This window comes from Pseudoalteromonas sp. APC 3495 (genome assembly GCF_030407645.1).
In the GTDB taxonomy this organism is placed as follows: Bacteria; Pseudomonadota; Gammaproteobacteria; order Enterobacterales; family Alteromonadaceae; genus Pseudoalteromonas; species Pseudoalteromonas tetraodonis.
The window spans coordinates 1-18,967 of record NZ_JASDDA010000035.1; the positions used below are offsets into that span (position 1 = coordinate 1).

Below are 18,967 nucleotides of genomic sequence, written 5' to 3' on the forward strand. Positions count from 1 at the left end.
ACAAAGGGTAATTAAAATATTGGGCATTTATAATTTTTAAGTATAATAAAATCAACAAAAATAAGGATAATACATGCTCAAAGGAAATCTAAAATTAACACGGTTGGCGCTTGGAACCGTCTTTTTTTTGGTCAGCTTAATCATTTATGGTTACTACACTTACTCTGCCATTCAAAGTGATGTAATGCGCAGCATTGACAATCGCTTAATAAATGCAGCCACCAGCGTAAAGTATATTTTAGGTAGTGATTACCACGACAAAACATCGCAAGAAATCAGCTTTACAAGCTATCAAAATAAGGCCGAACAGCTTTCTGCTTTAGCCAATGATTTAAATATAGATTATTTATATTCAATGATATTAATTGATGAAAATATTTATTTTACTGCCTCCAGTTACACCCAAGATGATCAAAATAACGGTAAAGTTACCCAGTATTTAGATCTTTACCCTGAAGCGACGCCAATTAATATGGCGGCATTTTTATCAACGGCCCCTATTTTTGAAGTGTCAACGGCGCATCGTGGTCATTCTAAAACGGTGTATATTCCTCATATAGCAAAAAATGGCAGAACCTATTTAACTGCAGCTGATATTAGCGTCGATAAAATCAATACGGCTTTAATAACACGTTTGAATCAAGCCCTGCTTCATTTTAGTTGCGTACTGTTCATATTGTTATTGGTTTATATTCTTTATTGTTTTGGGGTACGCCGCTCACTAATGAGGGATCATGCTACGGGGTTTGAAAATCATATCGCCTTGGAAAAACAGCTAAAAAAAAGTAATGAGCATCATCTACAAATCGCGATTATTTTGGTTAACGAAATTGATAGTATCAGTCGCTTTTTTGGCACAAAAACAGCCGATGAAGTGATGAAAAAACTACTTAGTCACTTTAAGCAGCAAAACCGTCTGCAATCACGTATTTATCGTATTGCGACCAACAAGCTGGCCATTTTAACCAGTAAAGAAACACCTTTTGATGAGCTTTACAGCATTATTCAATCCCATAATAAAAATACACCTTTTATTACAGACCCATTTATTTATATTACACTCAACGCTGGAGTCGCAAGAGGGAATAAGTCATTACTGCTTAAGAATGCCCACATTGCTTTGCTACAATCAAGGCAAGGTGTTCAACCCATAGTAAACTACTCAGAAGCGATTAACGACGCTAAATCTCTGTATTTATACAATGTAGAAATAGCAAAGGAAATTCGTGAAGCGTTTGATGCCCATCGCGTTGTTCCTTATTTTCAACCTGTTATAGATACCAATACCAATGCCATTATTAGGTATGACTGCTCACCAAGAATAGTGACCTCACATGGGGAGATTTTAACCCCTGATACCTTTTCTAATGCAGTAAATAGGCTGCGTATGGATGGGATGTTAACACGTACCTTATTTACTCAATGCATTTCGCGCTTTCGCAAATCAGCAATCAGCTGGGGGTTAACTGTGTGCGCTGAAAATATTGCAGATCCCACTATTTATGATCACATAGCGTATGAGCTTCATCGCTACCCCAACCCTGAAAACATTACTATTTCAATATTAGAGTCGCAGGTCATTACACACTACTATGAAATAAAATCATTTATTGCGATGGTGAAAAGTAAAGGGGCAAAAATCGTGATGCATTGTTGGGGTAATGAGTTTATTAATACGCTCAATACGTTAAAGATTGAGGTAGATGGCATTAAACTCGATGGTGCGATCACCAAGCAACTGGTAAATGATGAAAATACGTCGCTATTTATCGCCTATATTGCTGATATAGCCCAGCAGCTTGAACTTGAATTGGTTGTTGAGGCGGTAGAAAATAACACGGTTGCCGAGCTACTCAATAAACTAAATGTGACGCTGATGCAAGGTAGTTACCTTGGTAAACCAACGCCACACGTGACTCACTTTAAGCAACAATTAGCTATATAAGATTTATAACAAGCCGGTGGCTTTGCTGGCCACTGGCCCAGTACTTACGTTCGAAAGGGGTAATTGCTTCGTCTGACTCAAACAATTCGGTTTCACATGGATTCCCCGCTAATTCAAGCGCTCTGGCAAACTCTTTAACATAAATATCCCAATTACTGCGCACCTCAAGTAAACCACCTAACTTTACAATAAACGGGAATATAGCCGCCCCATGCCAGCGCCTTTGTATGTGTTTAGACTTAGGCCAAGGGTTAGGGTAAAGCAAATAGTGATGCGTAGGCTGCCAATTAGCAGCCACCGCTAAACGCCAAAAGTCATTTAAGTCAGCTTGCACTAAAATGTATTGACCACTTTCACTTTGTTTATATTCAACATCATGCTTATCAAGTCGATGAGATGACTTATCAATACCTATGACTAACGCTTCAGGATGACGTTTTGCTAAATTAGCGGTGCTCTCTCCGACCCCACAACAGGAGTCTAAAATAAGCGGCCCATTAAAGGCTTGCACTTTAGCATTAACTTCATCAAATGCGGTTTGCGTATGCGTTGCAATTGGCTTTTTAAACTCAGCCTGTAAGTGTTTATTAACTATTTTATCAAGCTTTTCATGAAGTCCCGCTTGATTAGATACAATACTACGTGAATTTGCATCGCTCATTAGTGTCTTAGCCCCACACCTTTTTTAATTAGCGTCAGTGCTAAAGTAAATAGGACGCTGATAAACACCAACAACACACCCATTGCGACCGATAAATCTACATCCGAAACACCTAAAAAACCATATCTAAATGCGTTAACCATATAAATAATTGGGTTTATTTGCGACACCATTTGCCAAAAATCAGGCAGTAAAGTGATTGAATAAAACACCCCGCCTAAATAGGTCAACGGCGTTAAAATAAAGGTAGGGATAATACTTATGTCATCAAAGCTGTTTGCATAAATAGCGTTAATTAACCCGCCCAAGGCAAACACCGCCGAGGTGAGAATAACAGTGGCTATAATCACAAAAATATTATGTATTTGTATATCAACAAAAAATAAAGAAACGCACGTTACGATAAAGCCAACCATAATGCCACGGGTCATACCTCCGCCCATATAACCCAGTACAATGATGTAATTAGGCACAGGTGCAACTAATAACTCTTCAATACTTTTTTGAAACTTAGTTGAGTAAAAGCTAGAGGCAACATTTGAATAAGAGTTAGTTATAACTGACATCATAATAAGGCCAGGGACAATAAACTCCATATAGCTAAAACCGCCCATGTCACCAATACGCGAGCCAATTAGGTTACCAAAAATAACAAAATATAAACTCATCGTGATCGCTGGCGGTACTAAGGTTTGCACCCAAATACGCAAAAAGCGAATGCACTCTTTAATCCAAATACTTTTTAAGGCTACGCCATATTTAAACATTTATTCGCCCCGCCCTTGCTCTAATAAACCTACAAATAATTCTTCTAATCGATTCGCTTTGTTTCGCATGCTCAGCACGGTATTACCTTGTTCAGTCAATGCTGTAAACACCGCGTTTAATCCTTGAGATTTAGCCACTTCAACTTCAATGGTGTGATCATCCCCCATAGTAAATTTGTATCCATCTAGCGTTACGGGTTTAGACGGTTGTTTTAAATCCAATACAAAGGTTTCTTTGTCTAATTTAGCAAGCAGGGCTTTAATCGTGGTGTTTTCAACAATTCGCCCGGTATCAATAATGGCGATGTTTTTACAAAGCAGTTCAGCTTCTTCAAGGTAGTGGGTTGTTAAAATAATGGTCACACCTTGTTCGTTAATTTGCCTTAAAAAGTCCCACATTGAACGGCGAAGCTCTATATCAACACCCGCTGTCGGCTCATCTAAAATAAGTAATTTGGGCTCATGCATTAAGGCACGTGCAATCATTAAACGGCGTTTCATACCACCAGATAAGGTACGCGCTTGCTTATCTTTTTTCTCGATTAATCCAAGCTGCGCTAAGTATTTATCTGCACGTTTATGTGCTTCGCCGCGCGGTACACCGTAGTAACCTGCTTGATTAACGAGTATTTGGCTCAGCGTTTCAAACTGACTAAAGTTAAACTCTTGTGGTACTAGGCCTAAATTCGCTTTAGCCGCCTCAAGGTCGGTATCAATATCGTGACCAAATACTTCAACTTTGCCTTTGGTCTTATTAACCAGTGAAGAAATTACCCCAATAGTGGTTGATTTACCCGCCCCATTCGGGCCAAGTAATGCAAAAAAGTCACCTTCGTGAACTTGTAAATCAACCCCTTTTACTGCCTCTACCCCATTTTTGTAAACCTTGGTAAGGCCTTCAATATTTAAAGCAATATTTTGCTTATTCATTTCTTACCCTCACCATAACCCCAACGCTTCGTGAGATTATGTTCAATATTTAAATGATCTAAAATTCGCGCCACCATAAAGTCAACCAAGTCTTCTATGCTTTGCGGTTGATGATAAAACCCAGGTGCTGCAGGCATAATTGTTACACCTAAACGCGATAATTTAAGCATGTTTTCTAAATGAATTTCGCTAAATGGCGTTTCGCGTGGCACTAAAATAAGCTGGCCTCGCTCCTTTATCACCACATCGGCGGCGCGCTCTAATAAATTATCTGATGCGCCGACTGCAATGGCAGACACAGAGCCTGCGCTACATGGACATACTACCATTTTTTTCGGCGCTGCAGAGCCCGAAGCTACCGGACTAAACCAATTATCTTTACCAAATACCTTTAACTGCCCAGGTTTTGCGTTATATAACAGACTTAATTGCTCTGTGGCCTTGTCTTCATTTGCTGATAGTTTAACATTTGATTCGGTATCAAAGACTACCCGCGCGGCACTTGAAATAAGCACATACACTTGAAACTGCTGCTCAAGCAACACTTCTAGCAACCTCAATCCATATGGAGCGCCTGATGCACCACTAAATGCTAAGGTGATTTTATCTTTAAATTGCACATTATTCTCCGCTGTATTTATTGGCCAAGCCATCAACAAGTTGTTGATGAAGGCCATTAAAACCACCATTACTCATAATTAAAACATGTTGATTTGGCTCAATACTTTCAAGCACTGTTTCGATAATGGCGATTGTAGAATCAAAACACTGCATACCGGCTTTTTCTGCTTGCTCCTTGAGCGACCAGCTTAAGTTTTCTGGTTCAAACAGTAGCACCTCATCCGCATCGCGTAATGAGTCTAACAATGTAAATTGATGAACTCCCATTTTCATGGTGTTAGAACGCGGCTCTAAAATCGCAATAATTTTGTCATTGCCCACTTTGGCGCGCAGCCCCGCAAGCGTTGTTTGTATCGCGGTAGGATGATGGGCAAAATCATCATACACTTTAATGTTATTTATATCCGCTTTAAGCTCCATCCGCCTTTTTGGGCTGATAAATTCGCCTAAAGCCGCAATACTGTGCTCAATAGCTATTCCTACATGGCGCGCTGCTGCAATGGCCATCATGGCATTTTTAACGTTATGCTCACCAATTGCCTGCCAGTTAACTACACCTTGCAGTTGCGTGTTTAATAACACATTAAATTGAGAACCATCCGCTTTAAGTAGCTGATAATCCCAATCATCGCCTAATGTTTCGCTCTCGCTCCACAGCCCTTTTGCTATAACATCGCTCAGAGCCTCATCATCTTTTGGCCACAATACTTTCCCGCTTTGCGGTAGTGTACGTATCAAATGGTGAAATTGTTTTTTAATCGCATTTAAATCTTCAAAAATATCAGCATGATCAAATTCAAGATTGTTTAAAATGAGTGTTCGCGGTAAATAATGAACAAACTTACTACGTTTATCGAAAAAGGCGGTGTCGTATTCATCGGCTTCTATTACAAAAAAAGGCGTTTGCCCAACCCGAGCCGAAAGACCAAAACTTTGCACGATCCCGCCAATTAAAAAGCCTGGTTTTAAACCTGCATATTCTAATATCCATGCCAGCATACTGGCAGTCGTTGTTTTACCATGGGTTCCTGCCACCGCCAGCACCCATGATTTTTGTAGTAAATTATGCTTAAGCCACTCTGGGCCTGAGGTATAAGGCAAGCCTTTATCTAATACATATTCAACACACGGATTCCCTCGGCTCATAGCATTACCTATGACGACTATGTCGGGTGCCGGTTCTAGTTGAGATACATCATAGCCTTGGGTTAGCTCGATTCCTAACTCTTCTAATTGGGTACTCATTGGTGGGTAAACGTTTTGATCAGACCCGGTAACGTGATGACCTAATGATTTAGCTATAGCGGCAATACCACCCATAAATGTGCCACAAATACCCAAAATATGTATATGCATTTACTATCCTTTCATCCTGCGCGGAATGTGCTCTAAGGCGAACTTTAATGGCGCTATAATGCCAAAATTTAGATCAAGTTACCATCAGGGTCTGTTGAGCTTTCTAGGTAAATTTGCAGCAGATGTTTGGTATTTCAACAAGACAGCGCCGATGCGATGTTTGGCGCAAATAAAAAAGCCTCCCAAGGTGGGAGGCTTTTTAAAGATTAATGGCTTATAGCATTAAAAAGAATATTAAGCCGATGCCTAATAACAAACGATAAATAACAAATGGCAGCATACCCATTCGTTCAATCACTTTTAAAAACATAAAAATACAGGCATAAGCTGATAAAAACGACAGCACTACACCCAACAATAAAGCAGTCCAATCAACAATATGATCGCCAAGCGCTAGCTCTGCTGTGTAATAAAGGCCCATCATTGAAATAATCGGAATAGCCAGCAAAAACGAAAAACGGGCTGCACTTTGCTTATTCATACCCAGCATTAAACCCGCGGTCATGGTAATACCTGAGCGAGAAGTCCCTGGGATCATCGCAACGGCTTGCGCAAAGCCAATGATGAGTGCGGTTTTCCAATTAAGCTGATAAATTGTTTTTATTTGCTTACCTTTAGCATCGGCGTACCACAACAACAAACCAAATACGATGGTTGTGGTTGCAATCACCCATGCACTGCGCAAATACAGTTCAACAAAATCTTTTAGCAATAGCCCTAAAATAGCGGCAGGCACAGTACCTAAAATTATCCACCAGCCTAGTTTGCTGTCATCTGTTGTACCTTGTGCACCAAACGATTTAAACCAAGCACCGAGTATATCGGCCACTTCTTTACGAAAATAAATAACAACAGCAATTAACGTTCCTACATGAACGGCAACATCAAATGCCAAGCCTTGATCTTCCCAGCCTAAAATTTGCGACGGTAAAATTAAGTGTGCAGAACTCGATATAGGTAAAAATTCAGTAAATCCCTGAATTAGGGCTAAAACAATTATTTCTATAATACTCATGGGTTAGAAAACTCCACCTTCCATAGTTTTTGTTGAGGGTTGTTATATGCATTCCATATTTGGGCAATCGTTTTTTTTGCTACAGGGTGATAAAAATCAGGAGCCACCTCTGCTAAAGGCTGTAATACAAAGGCATTTTTGGTAATTTCGTCACGTGGTAGTTGAGCTGGGCTCTCGCAAATGACATCATCGTAAAAGAGTAAATCGAGATCCAAGGTGCGCGGGCTAAATTTTTTATCATTTGCTTTGCGACCATTATCGCGCTCTATTTGTTTTAATAACGCACACACATCTTCAAGCACCATTTCGGTAGTGGCAGCGAGTACGGAGTTGTAAAAGTTATTACCGGCAAAACCCACCGCTTCACTTTCAAATACCGAAGAATGTTGTGTATTTTTAAAGTGTTTATTTAACGCCACTAAAGCACGCCTGATATGCTCTGCTTTATTAATATTCGACCCTAAGCTAATAAATATTTGCGCCATTTAAGCAAGAACCTTGTTACGCGTTATTTCTACACCGACGGTTTGCGCTTGTGCAACTGCAGCGGGCTTACTTACTTTTATTGTCACTTGTGGGGTATTAAATTCGGTTAAAATGATTTGCGCTAATTGCTCCACCAGTGTTTCTAAAAGCTCTACCGGTTTAGCCGTACTGTGTTCGATAACACGCTCACTTACCTTAGCGTAATCCAGTGCCAAGTTAATATCGTCGTTTTGCGCTGCGGGCTTGATGTCGCTTAACATTTCAATATCAAAGTACAGGCTTTGTTTACTTTTCTTTTCAAAATCATACACCCCGATAATCGTTTCGACATGCAATTGTGATATAAATACCTTGTCCATTGATACTCCAAATGACTGTAACAAGTCACTGAGTTAATTACATATTGTATCAATCAAATTAATACTGTATATACTTTAATCAGTGTTTAAATATACTAAAATTACTTCTACAATAGAATCGTTACAAAATTGCGAGTAATTTAAGAAGCCCGTAAATTTTGACGCCAATAATAGCTTAAAAGTAATGATTAAAAAATAAGGAAGCGCGTGTTAGTCATTTTAATGTTTGTTTTAGCCTATTTGCTCGGCTCGATTTCATCGGCCATTTTAGTGTCGCGGCTATTCAAACTCCCCGATCCACGCACGCATGGCTCCAATAATCCAGGTGCAACCAATGTTTACCGCTTAGGCGGGTCACTTCCTGCATGCTTAGTTTTAGTCTTCGATATTTTAAAGGGCACAATCCCTGTTTGGGGCGCTTATTTTTTAAAACTCGAGCCATTAGAGCTTGGTTTAATCGCCGTTGCTGCATGCCTAGGGCATATGTACCCATTATTCTTTAGTTTTAAGGGCGGTAAGGCGGTTGCAACTGCATTTGGCTCGTTACTACCGATAGGGCTTTCTTTAGGAGGGTTATTGATTGGTACTTGGTTGCTGATTGTCGCGATTACTCGTTACTCATCACTTGCCGCGTTAGTGGCCGTTACGCTAGCCCCTTTATACACATGGTGGATTAAACCGTTATACACCTTACCGGTGACCTTTATTACGCTACTGATCATTATTAGGCATCGCACTAATATTGTGCGTTTATTTAAAGGGGAAGAACCAAAAGTAGGGACTAAACAAGCCCCTACAGATGATAAGAAGTAATAACTAACCTGAATTCTGGTTAACTATATTGCTTCTAAGCTATCGATTGGCCAGCGCGGTTTAGTTTTCATATCAAGCGTAGCAAACTGCCCCGCTTTTAAACGCTGCATACCGGCATACGCTATCATTGCACCATTGTCAGTACAAAACTCAGTACGAGGGTAAAACACTTCGCCCTTCATACCTTGCATCACACGCTCTAATTGCAAACGTAATTGCGTATTAGCACTTACGCCACCGGCTATTACTAAGCGCTTAATACCGGTTTGTTTTAATGCGCGCTTACACTTAATTACTAAAGTATCAATAACGGCCGTTTGAAATGCATGAGCAATATCTGCTTTTGTTTGCTCATCACTGTCGTTTTCACGAATAGCAATTGAAGCGGCGGTTTTTAGGCCACTAAAGCTAAAATCTAAGCCAGGTTTGTCTGTCATTGGACGCGGAAAAACAAATCGCTTAGCAACACCTTGTTCAGCCATTTTAGCCAAACGAGGGCCGCCTGGATAATCAAGCCCAAGTAACTTGGCTGTTTTATCAAATGCTTCACCAGCAGCATCATCTACCGACTCACCCAATACTTCGTATTGACCAATACCAGCAACTTTTACCATCATGGTATGACCGCCAGAAACCAATAAGGCAATAAATGGGAACTCGGGGACGTTTTCCTCAAGCATTGGCGCTAATAAATGCCCTTCCATATGGTGCACTGCCACCGCTGGGATATCCCAGCCATATGCTAAAGAGCGACCAATTGAGGTACCTACTAACAAAGCCCCTACTAAACCTGGCCCTGCCGTATAAGCAATACCATCTAAATCTTCAGGACCACAACCCGCTTGCGCAAATGCCGCATCAATAAGCGGCAATGTTTTACGTACGTGATCGCGCGAGGCAAGTTCAGGTACTACACCACCATAGTCTGCATGTACTTTTACTTGGCTATATAATTGATGGGCTAGCAGCCCTTTTTCGTCATCATAAATAGCAATACCAGTTTCATCGCATGATGATTCAATGCCTAAAATTCGCATTGTTAATTCTCCTGCCACCTAACAAGGTGTTTAAAACAAATAACTTACAGTGCTAAACCAATGTTAGTTTGGCCATCAGCAAGGACATGCTTTTTCAATGCTTTCACATTTTCAGCAGTGATACGCCCCATTGCTTCTACAAAATCAATTAGTTCACCTAATACCTCTATTTCGTATTGCATCAGTGGGTGTTCACGCACCGCTTTGTTATCGGCAACATCACCTTCAACCGTCATTTGGTACTCAATAAAGCGAGCTACGGTGGCCTGTGATATTTTACTCACATTAACAAACTCTTGCTCATCTTGTGCTAAAAGGCCATGCATTAAACTCAGTAATGAGGTGGCAGCATCGATTGCAGGATAGGTACCAAACATATCAAAATCGGCAAGTTCAGGAACATTAGGTTCTATTTTTTCAACTTGCTTTTCTAAATCAATTTTACTTTTAGGAAGGAGTATTTTTTCCCAACATACATTTAAAGCATTGCGTAAAATAACCTCATCGCCAAAGCCGGTAGCCTCACTAAATAGCCCATAATTAGGCAACATACGCTCTATTAACGCACTGGCCAATACCGCTTTTTGTAAATAATTTAACTCTCTAATACGCTGAAAATTATTCGCTTTTGTCATTCTTTAAGGTCCCACATGACCAACAAAAATCAAATGTTGATCCATTATGCTCATTACAGTTAGGGCACACCCAATCTGGAGCGGATTGTTTTACTTGCTGATAGTTTACCAATATTTCACGTGCATGGCGCTCTTTTATCGCATAAACCTGCACACTTACTTGTGTTTGTTCAAATGGGATCTCGCCCATTGCGCCTTGCAGTATTTCACCTTTTATCTGGCACTCAATTCCCGCATTAAGAATCAGTCCTTTTATTATATTGGCCTCTAAACTATTTTCTGCATTATAAAGCGTCACCCAATCAAATGATGTTACATTTGATTGGCTATTATTAGTATTTTGCAATATCCACCTCATTTACTTTATGTGTACAATAAGCCCGCGTAACCTAAAGCAAATAATATGATTTAAGGACACATTATGACGCTAACTACCCCAGGTTTACTTTTTCCAGCCATCTCATTGTTATTACTTGCCTATACAAACCGATTTTTAGTACTTGCGCAACTAATACGAGAATTGAATGCCCGTGAAGGTGAGTCTATTCGTCCTGTTGTAGTGGCGCAAATAACTAATCTTAGAAAGCGAATAAAACTAATAAGGACCATGCAAGTATACGGAGTGGCCTCTTTTTTATTATGTACGTTATCTATGTTTGCATTATTTATAGAATTTAATACCACGGGCATTATTTTATTTGGTGTCAGTTTAAGCTGCTTGAGCTTATCTTTGCTTACTTCATTATTTGAAATTCATATTTCTTGTGATGCCATAGAAATTGAATTACAAAACATTGAAAATAAGCCTTTAAGTAACCGAGTTAGTAAAAACTTTATTGAGCCTAATCCTAAAAGCAAAAACAGCAATTAACCAAACGAGACTTTAGTAAAGTTGTTATAAAATTGCATAAATTTGGTCAATAATAAAACACTACAGTAATTTAACATTACCCAAAGGTATAACAACATTTTGCAACTATTCTCTTTAAATACGATTAAAAGAAAGTTAATCTTAATAAGTGGTTAAAAACCTTATTTCAACTGATCTGTAGGGATATAAAGTCAGTATTAAATCTGTAATTCCCCTAGCTTACCTATAAAAAAGGACTATATAGTGAGATTTGAACAATTAGAACAGTTTGTAGCACTTGGCCTGCTTCGTCATTTTAGGCAAGCTGCTGAACAAACCCAAATTAGTACATCTGCATTAACCCGTAGCATTCAAACTCTTGAAACGGAGCTTGGCTACGAACTAGTCACCCGCTCTACTCGCTCGGTTAAGTTAACTCAAGCAGGCGAACTTTTCCTCGACTTTGCTAAAAATACGCTCAATGAGCTAGAACAAATAAAGCATCGCGCTTTTCAATCAATTAATGGCACAGAAGAAAAAAAATTAGTGATTGGCTACACCACAACAACCAGCAGCATAGTACCAATCACCTGCGGCGAATTTTTGAGTCAGTACCCGCATATTAAAATTGAAATGCAGCTGCAAAATAAAACTGAGCTTCATAGAAAACTGCTTCAAGGAGAAATTGACATTAGTGTATGCTCGCAAATAGTCAATAGCATTGGTAGCGATATACAATTACCTGATCAACTTATTTTATTTTGTTCAAAACAACACCCTTTAGCAAATAAAAGCGATATTAGTAAAAAAGAGCTCGAAATCTATCCAATGTTCAGTTGTTTTTCGCAGTCAAAACAAGTGCAATCAATGCTTAATGAAGTAATAGACTCGTTAAATAAAGTTTCAACTATTAAAGTAGGTAGTATTGAGCAGGTAATGGCTGGACTTGAAAAGTCAGATCATTTTGCTATTGCAGGTATTGAACACACCAGCTCTGTGGCAGAAAACCATAACTTAATCCAGCTTAAAACGAATAACGATATTAGCCATGAACAACTTGTGGTGCAAACAAGCCAGCAAATAGAGGCAGGTGAGCATGTTGACCACCTACTCTCGCTAATTAAGAAGGTTTCAAGAGCATAAAAAATGACTCCATGCGTTTTATAACAACTATAAATTAGTGGCATTAAAGTTTTTTTTCACTACACTAACGCTCCCTTATATTATGACTAGCGTTAATGAATAACTTTACAGCTGCTGAAATTTACCTAGAGCACATTGAAACGCATGGCTATGCCATTATTGAAAACGCCATTGATAGTGACTTAATATCCGAGTTGATGGCTGATTGCTATAGAATAAATCCTCACTTTAGCCTTGCCGGTATTGGACGATTAAACAATTTACAAATTGATGATTCCGTTCGTAAAGATAAAACCTACTGGTTTGATGGCAGCTCAAATGCACAGCTTAGCTATCAACAAATAATGGAAGCTGTTCGCACTACCCTTAATCGTAACTTTTTCATGGGCTTGTTTGATTATGAATGTCACTATGCAAAGTATACGCAGGGTGATTTTTACAAAAAACATGTAGATGCGTTCAAAGGTCGTTCAAATCGAGTTTTTACCACCGTATTGTATTTAAACTCTCCTAAGAAAGGCGGGGAGCTGGTTATTTACAAGCCAAAAAGTAAAGACATAGAAGTGGTTATAAAACCCACTGCAGGCACTTTGGTATTATTTGAAAGCGAACGCTTTGTGCATGAAGTACTTCCTGCTTTTGATAACCGCTATTCGATTGCTGGTTGGTTCAGAAAAAATGCGTCAATTAGTGGTATTATCGACCCACCCCGTTAAGAAAAAACGGGGTAAGAAAATAATAAGCCTATAAATACAGTAAGTCCCACATAATGATTATTCAAAAACGCTTTAAAACAGGCATCTCGTTGACGTAAATGAATCAAACGCTGTTGATACAATAATAAAGCCGCAGCAACCGCTAACCCTAACCAAAAGCTTGCTCCAACTTGGCTAATAAAGCCGATCAATGTCATTAATACTAAGAATATAACGTTAAGCAACCCTATAATATGGCGATCGTAACTGGCGAATAAAATAGCGGTTGATTTAACCCCTATTTTTAAATCATCATCTCTATCAACCATGGCATACATAGTGTCATAAGCCACCGTCCAGCAAATATTAGCGACAAATAATAGCCAAGCTTGCACAGGCAATGAGTTTGTTGATGCCATAAATACCATAGGAATTGCCCAACCAAAAGCAGCCCCTAATACAACCTGTGGAAGTTGTGTGTAACGTTTCATAAAGGGATAACAAAACGCGAGCCCAAGCGCCCCAAACGATAACAAGATAGTATTGGTATTTAGCATTATTACTAAAATAAAAGCGATACTAACCAGCAGCAAAAACAAACTAACTGCTTCCCCACTACTCACAGCCCCAGTTGCTAAAGGGCGCTGACAGGTTCGTTTTACTGAGCCATCTATTTTCCTGTCAGCAAAATCATTGATAACGCATCCTGCGCTACGCATAACTATTACCCCAAGGGTAAACACAATGAAGTTTGTTAGGCTTGGTATCCCTTCATTTGCTATCCACAGCGCCCAATAAGTTGGCCAAAGTAATAATAAGGTGCCTATGGGCTTATCTATTCGCATTAACTGAACGTAATACGATACATGGTTTACCGATAAAGGGGCTAGTTTCATGAGTATAAATAGGCTCCTGGTAAAAAAACTTCACAAACTAAAAATTTGTAGTCATGCAAAGAGAACACGCTTCGTCGTCCTAATAATATGTGTATGGGTAAATTAAGTTCGCTCACCAGTGATTGCAATGAGTGGTTATCATCAAAGCGAGCAATTTCAATATCAGCGCGCTTTAACGCAGGGTCTTGAAATATGACATCACCCAACGGACGTTCACCCATATTATGCAGCTGATTATTTGTATTGTTGTTTGATATTGGCAACCAGCTTTGAGCATATACAACCGGTTTGTCATCACACAACAATAAAACCTCACGGTTAAGTACGGTGTTCACCTCATTACTTAATAAAGCTTGCTGAGGTTGCGAGAGGTTAACTTTTTGCTCGCTCAGCACCTTTACAGCAAAACGCTGCGACTGGCTTTTTAATTTAGCCGTTAAAGAATGCGGTTCAAATAGCCACTCTTGCTCAGCGTTAGATAAGCCACAGACTTGAGAAGTACTCTGCCAATCAGCAGATAAAGAAAGAGGAAACGTAATCACAATAGCTCTACTTGATAAAAATCAGCAAGATCATAACATTGCTAAGAGATTTGAAAAAGCGCGATTTACTCACTACCAAGCACACCCTGTTATTATAAAAAGCTAATCAACATTTGACTCTCGCTATTGCCTATCCCAAACTTGAGTACAGAGTGCCTTTACATAACTCAACAAATAACAGCATCTTGCTGTATCTTATTTACTAATAAGTATAAACTATTTGTAACCAGTTTACGGAAACGCTTTTGAAATGAAAAAAACAGTATTTACAGGCCTTTTTATTCTTCTAGTCAGCTTAACTAGCTTATCAGCACGTGCTGAGTCTACTGTCGGTTATTTTGGGTTTGAGCCAGATATTATTACCAACTACATTGGCCCATCGAGTAAAAAAATGGGCTATGTACGTGTCACTGTTGATTTAATGCTTAATAAAACATCAGATATTGCAATCGTGGAACACCACACGCCGTTACTTCGTGATGCGTTAGTAGAGATTTTATCTAAAGAGCCTGAAAACAAAATAAAGTCTTTAACAGGACGCGAGCAAATACGCCTTAAAAGCGCAGAAAAACTAAAAAGCCTTCTTAAAGAAGAAACAGGGCATGAGATCATCCGTGATCTCTTATTTACTAAATATTTATACCATTAGGCACTTTTTGTTTTAAAAAGCTGAGCGGTATAGGCAAAAGCCATACCGCTAACGAGCCCACCTAAGTGTGCCCAATTAGCCATTCCAACAAATAATACATCTGCAAAACCAAGTACTAACCATACCAGCATAAATCCAACAATTGCAGTTGTAACCAGTGCAGGCTGTTTAGGGTTAAGGGTGCTGTAAATCCAACAAAAGCCTAACAACCCATATACAACACCGCTAAGCCCACCAAAGTTAGGCCCGACCATTAAGTACTGTGCCCAATTACTTATTAAAGCGGTAACTAAAAAAAGTCCGATTAGACTCGACTTACCACATTGCTTTTCAATATTGTCACCCAGTGAAACCCACCAAATTAGATTAAACACGATATGCATGGCGCTAAAATGCACTATAGCCGGGGTTAACCAAGTAAGTGGTGACGCAGGGTTAAACTGCAACGCCATGTAAATAGGTTCAAACGCACCCAATAAAAAGGCAATATAAACAATAATACTCAGTATGCTAACACTTTGATTAAGCCAACTTAAGGCTTTAAACCGCGCGACTAAATTAAGCGACTGGCCTTGATATTTTAATGGTGATTGCGTGCTGCCTACTTGCCATGACGCTTGTTGATAACGTTCATGATTAGGGTTTTTAGCAAATTCATTCCACAACGGTTGCACCGCATGAAAGTCCTCAGGTGCCACACTAATGACAAGCGTATGGCCATCCTCAGTACGAATTTGCCCGCTAAACCCTTGGCTTTTTAAGTAATCTATAAAGCCCTGTGCAGCGCGAGGGTTAGTTAGGCTGCCTAGCTCTATCATCGTGATACTTTATCCTTGTAAGCGGCTTCCCATGCAGTAAAACCGCCATCCATACTGTAAACATCTTCAAAGCCTTGCTCTACTAAGTAGCTGGCAGCGCCTTGTGAGCTCATACCGTGATAACAGACAATAATAATCGGCTGGTCAAACTCTTTTTCCATCATAAATTGGGCAATATTCGCATTAGATAATGCCTCTGAACCCGGAATATGACCCGCTTGATACGAATTAGGATCGCGAATATCAGCAATCACTACATCTTCTTTATCGAGTAGTTCAAGGGTTTGTGCGATTGATATATGTTTAAATGCCATAGTACTCTCTTATAATTACAAAAAAGGCGACAAATGCCGCCTTTAATTCTCTTAACAAGGGGTAATTAATCCCAGTTAAGAATTACTTTACCCGATTGGCCTGAAATCATCATATCAAAGCCAGCTTGGAAGTCATCTATTGAATACTGATGAGTAATAATTGGTTTTAAATCAAGCCCTGATTGAATCAAACTAGCCATTTTGTACCAAGTTTCAAACATCTCACGACCGTAAATACCTTTGATCACTAAGCCTTTAAAAATAACTTGATTCCAATCGACCGCCATATCTGAAGGTGGAATTCCCAACATGGCAATTTTGCCGCCATGATTCATGTTATTTAGCATGGCATTAAATGCACTTGGTACACCTGACATCTCTAGGCCAATATCAAAGCCCTCTGTCATACCCAGCTCTTTAGCTACATCTTCAAGCTTTTCATTCGCGACGTTTACAGCACGCGTTGCGCCCATTTTACGTGCTAAGTCTAGGCGGTATTCATTTACATCAGTAATAACCACATGACGTGCACCCACATGCTTAGCCACAGCTGCAGCCATAATACCAATTGGGCCAGCACCGGTGATCAAGACATCTTCACCGACTAAATCGAACGATAAAGCCGTGTGTACTGCATTGCCAAATGGGTCAAAAATAGAGGCAAGTTCATCGCTAATATTATCTGGGATTTTAAACGCATTAAATGCAGGAATCACTAAATACTCTGCAAATGCGCCTTCGCGGTTTACACCGACCCCTGTTGTATTACGACATAAGTGAACGCGCCCAGCACGACAGTTACGACAATGGCCACAGGTTATATGACCTTCACCTGATACACGGTCGCCAACTTCGAAACCGCGAACTTCTTGTCCCATGTCAATTACTTCACCCACGTATTCGTGGCCAACCACCATAGGCGTCGGTATGGTGTTTTGTGCCCACTCATCCCACTTATAAATATGCACATCGGTGCCACAAATAGCCGTTTTACGAATCTTAATTAACAGATCGTTATGACCCACTTCAGGCTTTGGTGCATCTGTCATCCAAATGCCTGGCTCTGCTTTTAACTTTGATAATGCTTTCATAATTCACACTCAATTAAAAAATCGCGACTTCAGCCGCGATTTAACAAGAAAATTAAATAACACCAATCTCTTTACCAATACGGGTAAATGCTGCAATGGCTGTATCAAGCTGTTCTTTGCTGTGCGCTGCAGAGATTTGGGTACGAATACGCGCCTGCCCTTTTGGTACAACAGGGAATGAAAAGCCGGTTACATAAATCCCTTCAGCCAATAACTTATCAGCCATAAGTGACGCTACTTTGGCGTCTCCTAGCATCACAGGTATAATCGCATGATCTTTACCTGCACAGGTAAAACCAGCCGCTTCCATTTGCTCACGGAAGTATTTAGCATTTGACCATAGCTTAGCGCGAAGCTCACCGCCATTTTCAAGCATTTCTAACACTTTAATTGACGCCGTTACAATTGAAGGCGCTAACGAATTTGAGAATAAGTAAGGACGAGAACGCTGACGTAACCATTCAACAATTTCTTTTTTACCTGAGGTATAACCACCCGAGGCTCCACCTAGTGCTTTACCTAAGGTACCAGTAATAATATCAACACGATCAAGCACGTTGCAGTACTCAGGTGTACCTTTACCGTTTTCGCCAACAAAACCAACTGCATGTGAGTCATCAACCATAACAAGTGCATCGTATTTATCAGCTAAGTCGCATACGGCTTCTAAGTTACAAATAACGCCATCCATTGAGAATACGCCATCGGTTGCAATTAATTTAGTTTTAGCACCGGCTTCATCGGCTGCCATTAATTGCTTTTCTAAATCAGCCATATCGTTATTTGCATAACGGAAACGTTTTGCTTTACATAAACGTACGCCATCAATAATAGAAGCATGGTTTAATGAATCAGAAATAATCGCATCGTCTGCACCTAATATGGTTTCAAACAACCCCGTATTGGCATCAAAACATGATGAGTACAAAATGGTGTCTTCAGTTTCTAAAAATTGACTGATTTTTTTCTCGAGCGTTTTATGAATATCTTGTGTACCACAAATGAAACGCACAGAAGCCACACCAAACCCATGGTCATCTAAGCCTTGTTGCGCCGCTTTAATAAGCTCTGGGCTGTTAGCTAAACCTAAGTAGTTGTTAGCACAAAAATTAATAACTTTTTCGCCTGATGCCACTTCAATTTGAGCTTGCTGCTGCGAAGTGATAACACGTTCATTCTTGTACAAACCTTCCGCTTTAACGTCTTCGATTTGCTGTTGTAATTGGCTAAAAAAAGCAGATGCTCTCATCTGTGATCTCCATTTGGTTGAACGGGTTAAACAGCAGACGTGTTGCTGCTATTTATAATGCGGGTATTGTAAAAGTTTAAGCGCCAAATTGCACT

General features: G+C 39.7%; 23 protein-coding genes. 6 read left to right on the forward strand and 17 right to left on the reverse strand.

Going from position 1 to position 18,967, the window contains the following annotated elements:
- Window positions 1–73: 73 nt before the first annotated feature.
- Complete coding sequence (locus QL984_RS13585; RefSeq protein WP_290172860.1) at window positions 74–1,945, forward strand: GGDEF domain-containing protein; 1,872 nt, start codon at window positions 74–76, stop codon at window positions 1,943–1,945.
- On the opposite strand, the gene QL984_RS13590 is transcribed toward QL984_RS13585, so the two are convergent.
- The 8 genes from QL984_RS13590 to folB all read right to left on the reverse strand — a co-directional run bounded on the left by QL984_RS13590 (window position 1,938) and on the right by folB (window position 8,140).
- Complete coding sequence (locus QL984_RS13590) at window positions 1,938–2,606, reverse strand: SAM-dependent methyltransferase (RefSeq protein WP_024601859.1); 669 nt, start codon at window positions 2,604–2,606, stop codon at window positions 1,938–1,940. The two genes, QL984_RS13585 and QL984_RS13590, sit on opposite strands and share 8 nt — an antisense overlap.
- The gene (locus QL984_RS13595; protein ID WP_008466038.1) at window positions 2,606–3,373 is read right to left on the reverse strand and encodes an ABC transporter permease; all 768 of its coding nucleotides are present in this window, start codon (window positions 3,371–3,373) and stop codon (window positions 2,606–2,608) included. Before QL984_RS13595 ends, QL984_RS13590 begins: the two co-directional genes overlap by 1 nt.
- The gene (locus QL984_RS13600; protein WP_013464297.1) at window positions 3,374–4,303 is read right to left on the reverse strand and encodes an ABC transporter ATP-binding protein; all 930 of its coding nucleotides are present in this window, start codon (window positions 4,301–4,303) and stop codon (window positions 3,374–3,376) included.
- Complete coding sequence (locus tag QL984_RS13605) at window positions 4,300–4,923, reverse strand: flavin prenyltransferase UbiX (protein WP_024601858.1); 624 nt, start codon at window positions 4,921–4,923, stop codon at window positions 4,300–4,302. Before QL984_RS13605 ends, QL984_RS13600 begins: the two co-directional genes overlap by 4 nt.
- A gap of 1 nt (window position 4,924) precedes the next feature.
- Complete coding sequence (gene mpl / locus QL984_RS13610) at window positions 4,925–6,280, reverse strand: UDP-N-acetylmuramate:L-alanyl-gamma-D-glutamyl-meso-diaminopimelate ligase (protein ID WP_290172861.1); 1,356 nt, start codon at window positions 6,278–6,280, stop codon at window positions 4,925–4,927.
- Between the two features lie 214 nt (window positions 6,281–6,494).
- Complete coding sequence (locus QL984_RS13615) at window positions 6,495–7,295, reverse strand: undecaprenyl-diphosphate phosphatase (protein ID WP_024601856.1); 801 nt, start codon at window positions 7,293–7,295, stop codon at window positions 6,495–6,497.
- Entirely contained in the window at window positions 7,292–7,780 is a 489-nt protein-coding gene (gene folK, locus QL984_RS13620) for a 2-amino-4-hydroxy-6-hydroxymethyldihydropteridine diphosphokinase (RefSeq protein WP_024601855.1), read from the reverse strand. Before folK ends, QL984_RS13615 begins: the two co-directional genes overlap by 4 nt.
- Window positions 7,781–8,140 (reverse strand): dihydroneopterin aldolase, encoded by a 360-nt coding sequence (gene folB, locus QL984_RS13625; RefSeq protein WP_024601854.1) that lies wholly within the window; start codon window positions 8,138–8,140, stop codon window positions 7,781–7,783.
- Window positions 8,141–8,347: 207 nt separating this feature from the next.
- Here folB and plsY point away from each other — a divergent pair, with 207 nt between their 5' ends.
- On the forward strand, window positions 8,348–8,953 hold the full coding sequence (gene plsY / locus QL984_RS13630; protein WP_008466051.1) for a glycerol-3-phosphate 1-O-acyltransferase PlsY: 606 nt from the start codon (window positions 8,348–8,350) through the stop codon (window positions 8,951–8,953).
- Window positions 8,954–8,976: 23 nt separating this feature from the next.
- Here the strand turns inward: plsY and tsaD are convergent, their stop codons facing one another.
- The 3 genes from tsaD to QL984_RS13645 are packed head-to-tail and all read right to left on the reverse strand — an operon-like array spanning window position 8,977 to window position 10,971.
- Complete coding sequence (tsaD, locus tag QL984_RS13635) at window positions 8,977–9,990, reverse strand: tRNA (adenosine(37)-N6)-threonylcarbamoyltransferase complex transferase subunit TsaD (RefSeq protein WP_008466060.1); 1,014 nt, start codon at window positions 9,988–9,990, stop codon at window positions 8,977–8,979.
- A 44-nt stretch (window positions 9,991–10,034) separates the two neighbouring features.
- Window positions 10,035–10,625 (reverse strand): YjaG family protein, encoded by a 591-nt coding sequence (locus QL984_RS13640; RefSeq protein ID WP_008115608.1) that lies wholly within the window; start codon window positions 10,623–10,625, stop codon window positions 10,035–10,037.
- A complete protein-coding gene (locus QL984_RS13645) occupies window positions 10,609–10,971 on the reverse strand; it encodes a DUF2007 domain-containing protein (RefSeq protein ID WP_008466062.1) in 363 nt (120 codons plus the stop codon). Before QL984_RS13645 ends, QL984_RS13640 begins: the two co-directional genes overlap by 17 nt.
- A gap of 75 nt (window positions 10,972–11,046) precedes the next feature.
- Between QL984_RS13645 and QL984_RS13650 the strand changes: the two genes are divergently transcribed.
- The 3 genes from QL984_RS13650 to QL984_RS13660 all read left to right on the forward strand — a co-directional run bounded on the left by QL984_RS13650 (window position 11,047) and on the right by QL984_RS13660 (window position 13,334).
- Window positions 11,047–11,496 (forward strand): DUF2721 domain-containing protein, encoded by a 450-nt coding sequence (locus tag QL984_RS13650; RefSeq protein ID WP_008466063.1) that lies wholly within the window; start codon window positions 11,047–11,049, stop codon window positions 11,494–11,496.
- 243 nt (window positions 11,497–11,739) lie between these two features.
- Window positions 11,740–12,618, forward strand: a complete 879-nt coding sequence (locus QL984_RS13655; RefSeq protein ID WP_024601853.1) for a LysR family transcriptional regulator — start codon at window positions 11,740–11,742, stop codon at window positions 12,616–12,618.
- A gap of 95 nt (window positions 12,619–12,713) precedes the next feature.
- Complete coding sequence (locus tag QL984_RS13660; protein WP_008468193.1) at window positions 12,714–13,334, forward strand: 2OG-Fe(II) oxygenase; 621 nt, start codon at window positions 12,714–12,716, stop codon at window positions 13,332–13,334.
- On the opposite strand, the gene ubiA is transcribed toward QL984_RS13660, so the two are convergent.
- Window positions 13,331–14,209, reverse strand: a complete 879-nt coding sequence (gene ubiA / locus QL984_RS13665) for a 4-hydroxybenzoate octaprenyltransferase (protein WP_024601852.1) — start codon at window positions 14,207–14,209, stop codon at window positions 13,331–13,333. The genes QL984_RS13660 and ubiA overlap by 4 nt on opposite strands.
- The gene (locus tag QL984_RS13670; RefSeq protein ID WP_290172862.1) at window positions 14,206–14,751 is read right to left on the reverse strand and encodes a chorismate lyase; all 546 of its coding nucleotides are present in this window, start codon (window positions 14,749–14,751) and stop codon (window positions 14,206–14,208) included. Before QL984_RS13670 ends, ubiA begins: the two co-directional genes overlap by 4 nt.
- Before the next feature lie 250 nt (window positions 14,752–15,001).
- Here QL984_RS13670 and QL984_RS13675 point away from each other — a divergent pair, with 250 nt between their 5' ends.
- Window positions 15,002–15,400 carry a flagellar basal body-associated protein FliL gene (locus QL984_RS13675; RefSeq protein ID WP_008468199.1) on the forward strand — a complete coding sequence of 133 codons (399 nt, stop codon included), beginning with the start codon at window positions 15,002–15,004 and terminating at the stop codon, window positions 15,398–15,400.
- On the opposite strand, the gene glpG is transcribed toward QL984_RS13675, so the two are convergent.
- From glpG to QL984_RS13695, 4 genes are all read right to left on the reverse strand, one after another.
- A complete protein-coding gene (gene glpG, locus QL984_RS13680) occupies window positions 15,397–16,218 on the reverse strand; it encodes a rhomboid family intramembrane serine protease GlpG (protein ID WP_024601851.1) in 822 nt (273 codons plus the stop codon). The genes QL984_RS13675 and glpG overlap by 4 nt on opposite strands.
- Window positions 16,215–16,532: a thiosulfate sulfurtransferase GlpE gene (glpE, locus tag QL984_RS13685; protein WP_008468201.1), complete on the reverse strand. Its 318-nt coding sequence runs from the start codon at window positions 16,530–16,532 to the stop codon at window positions 16,215–16,217. The genes glpG and glpE overlap by 4 nt, the downstream gene beginning before the upstream one ends.
- A gap of 65 nt (window positions 16,533–16,597) precedes the next feature.
- The gene (gene tdh / locus QL984_RS13690) at window positions 16,598–17,623 is read right to left on the reverse strand and encodes an L-threonine 3-dehydrogenase (RefSeq protein WP_010390995.1); all 1,026 of its coding nucleotides are present in this window, start codon (window positions 17,621–17,623) and stop codon (window positions 16,598–16,600) included.
- Between the two features lie 52 nt (window positions 17,624–17,675).
- Entirely contained in the window at window positions 17,676–18,872 is a 1,197-nt protein-coding gene (locus QL984_RS13695; protein WP_058154271.1) for a glycine C-acetyltransferase, read from the reverse strand.
- Window positions 18,873–18,967 lie beyond the last annotated feature (95 nt).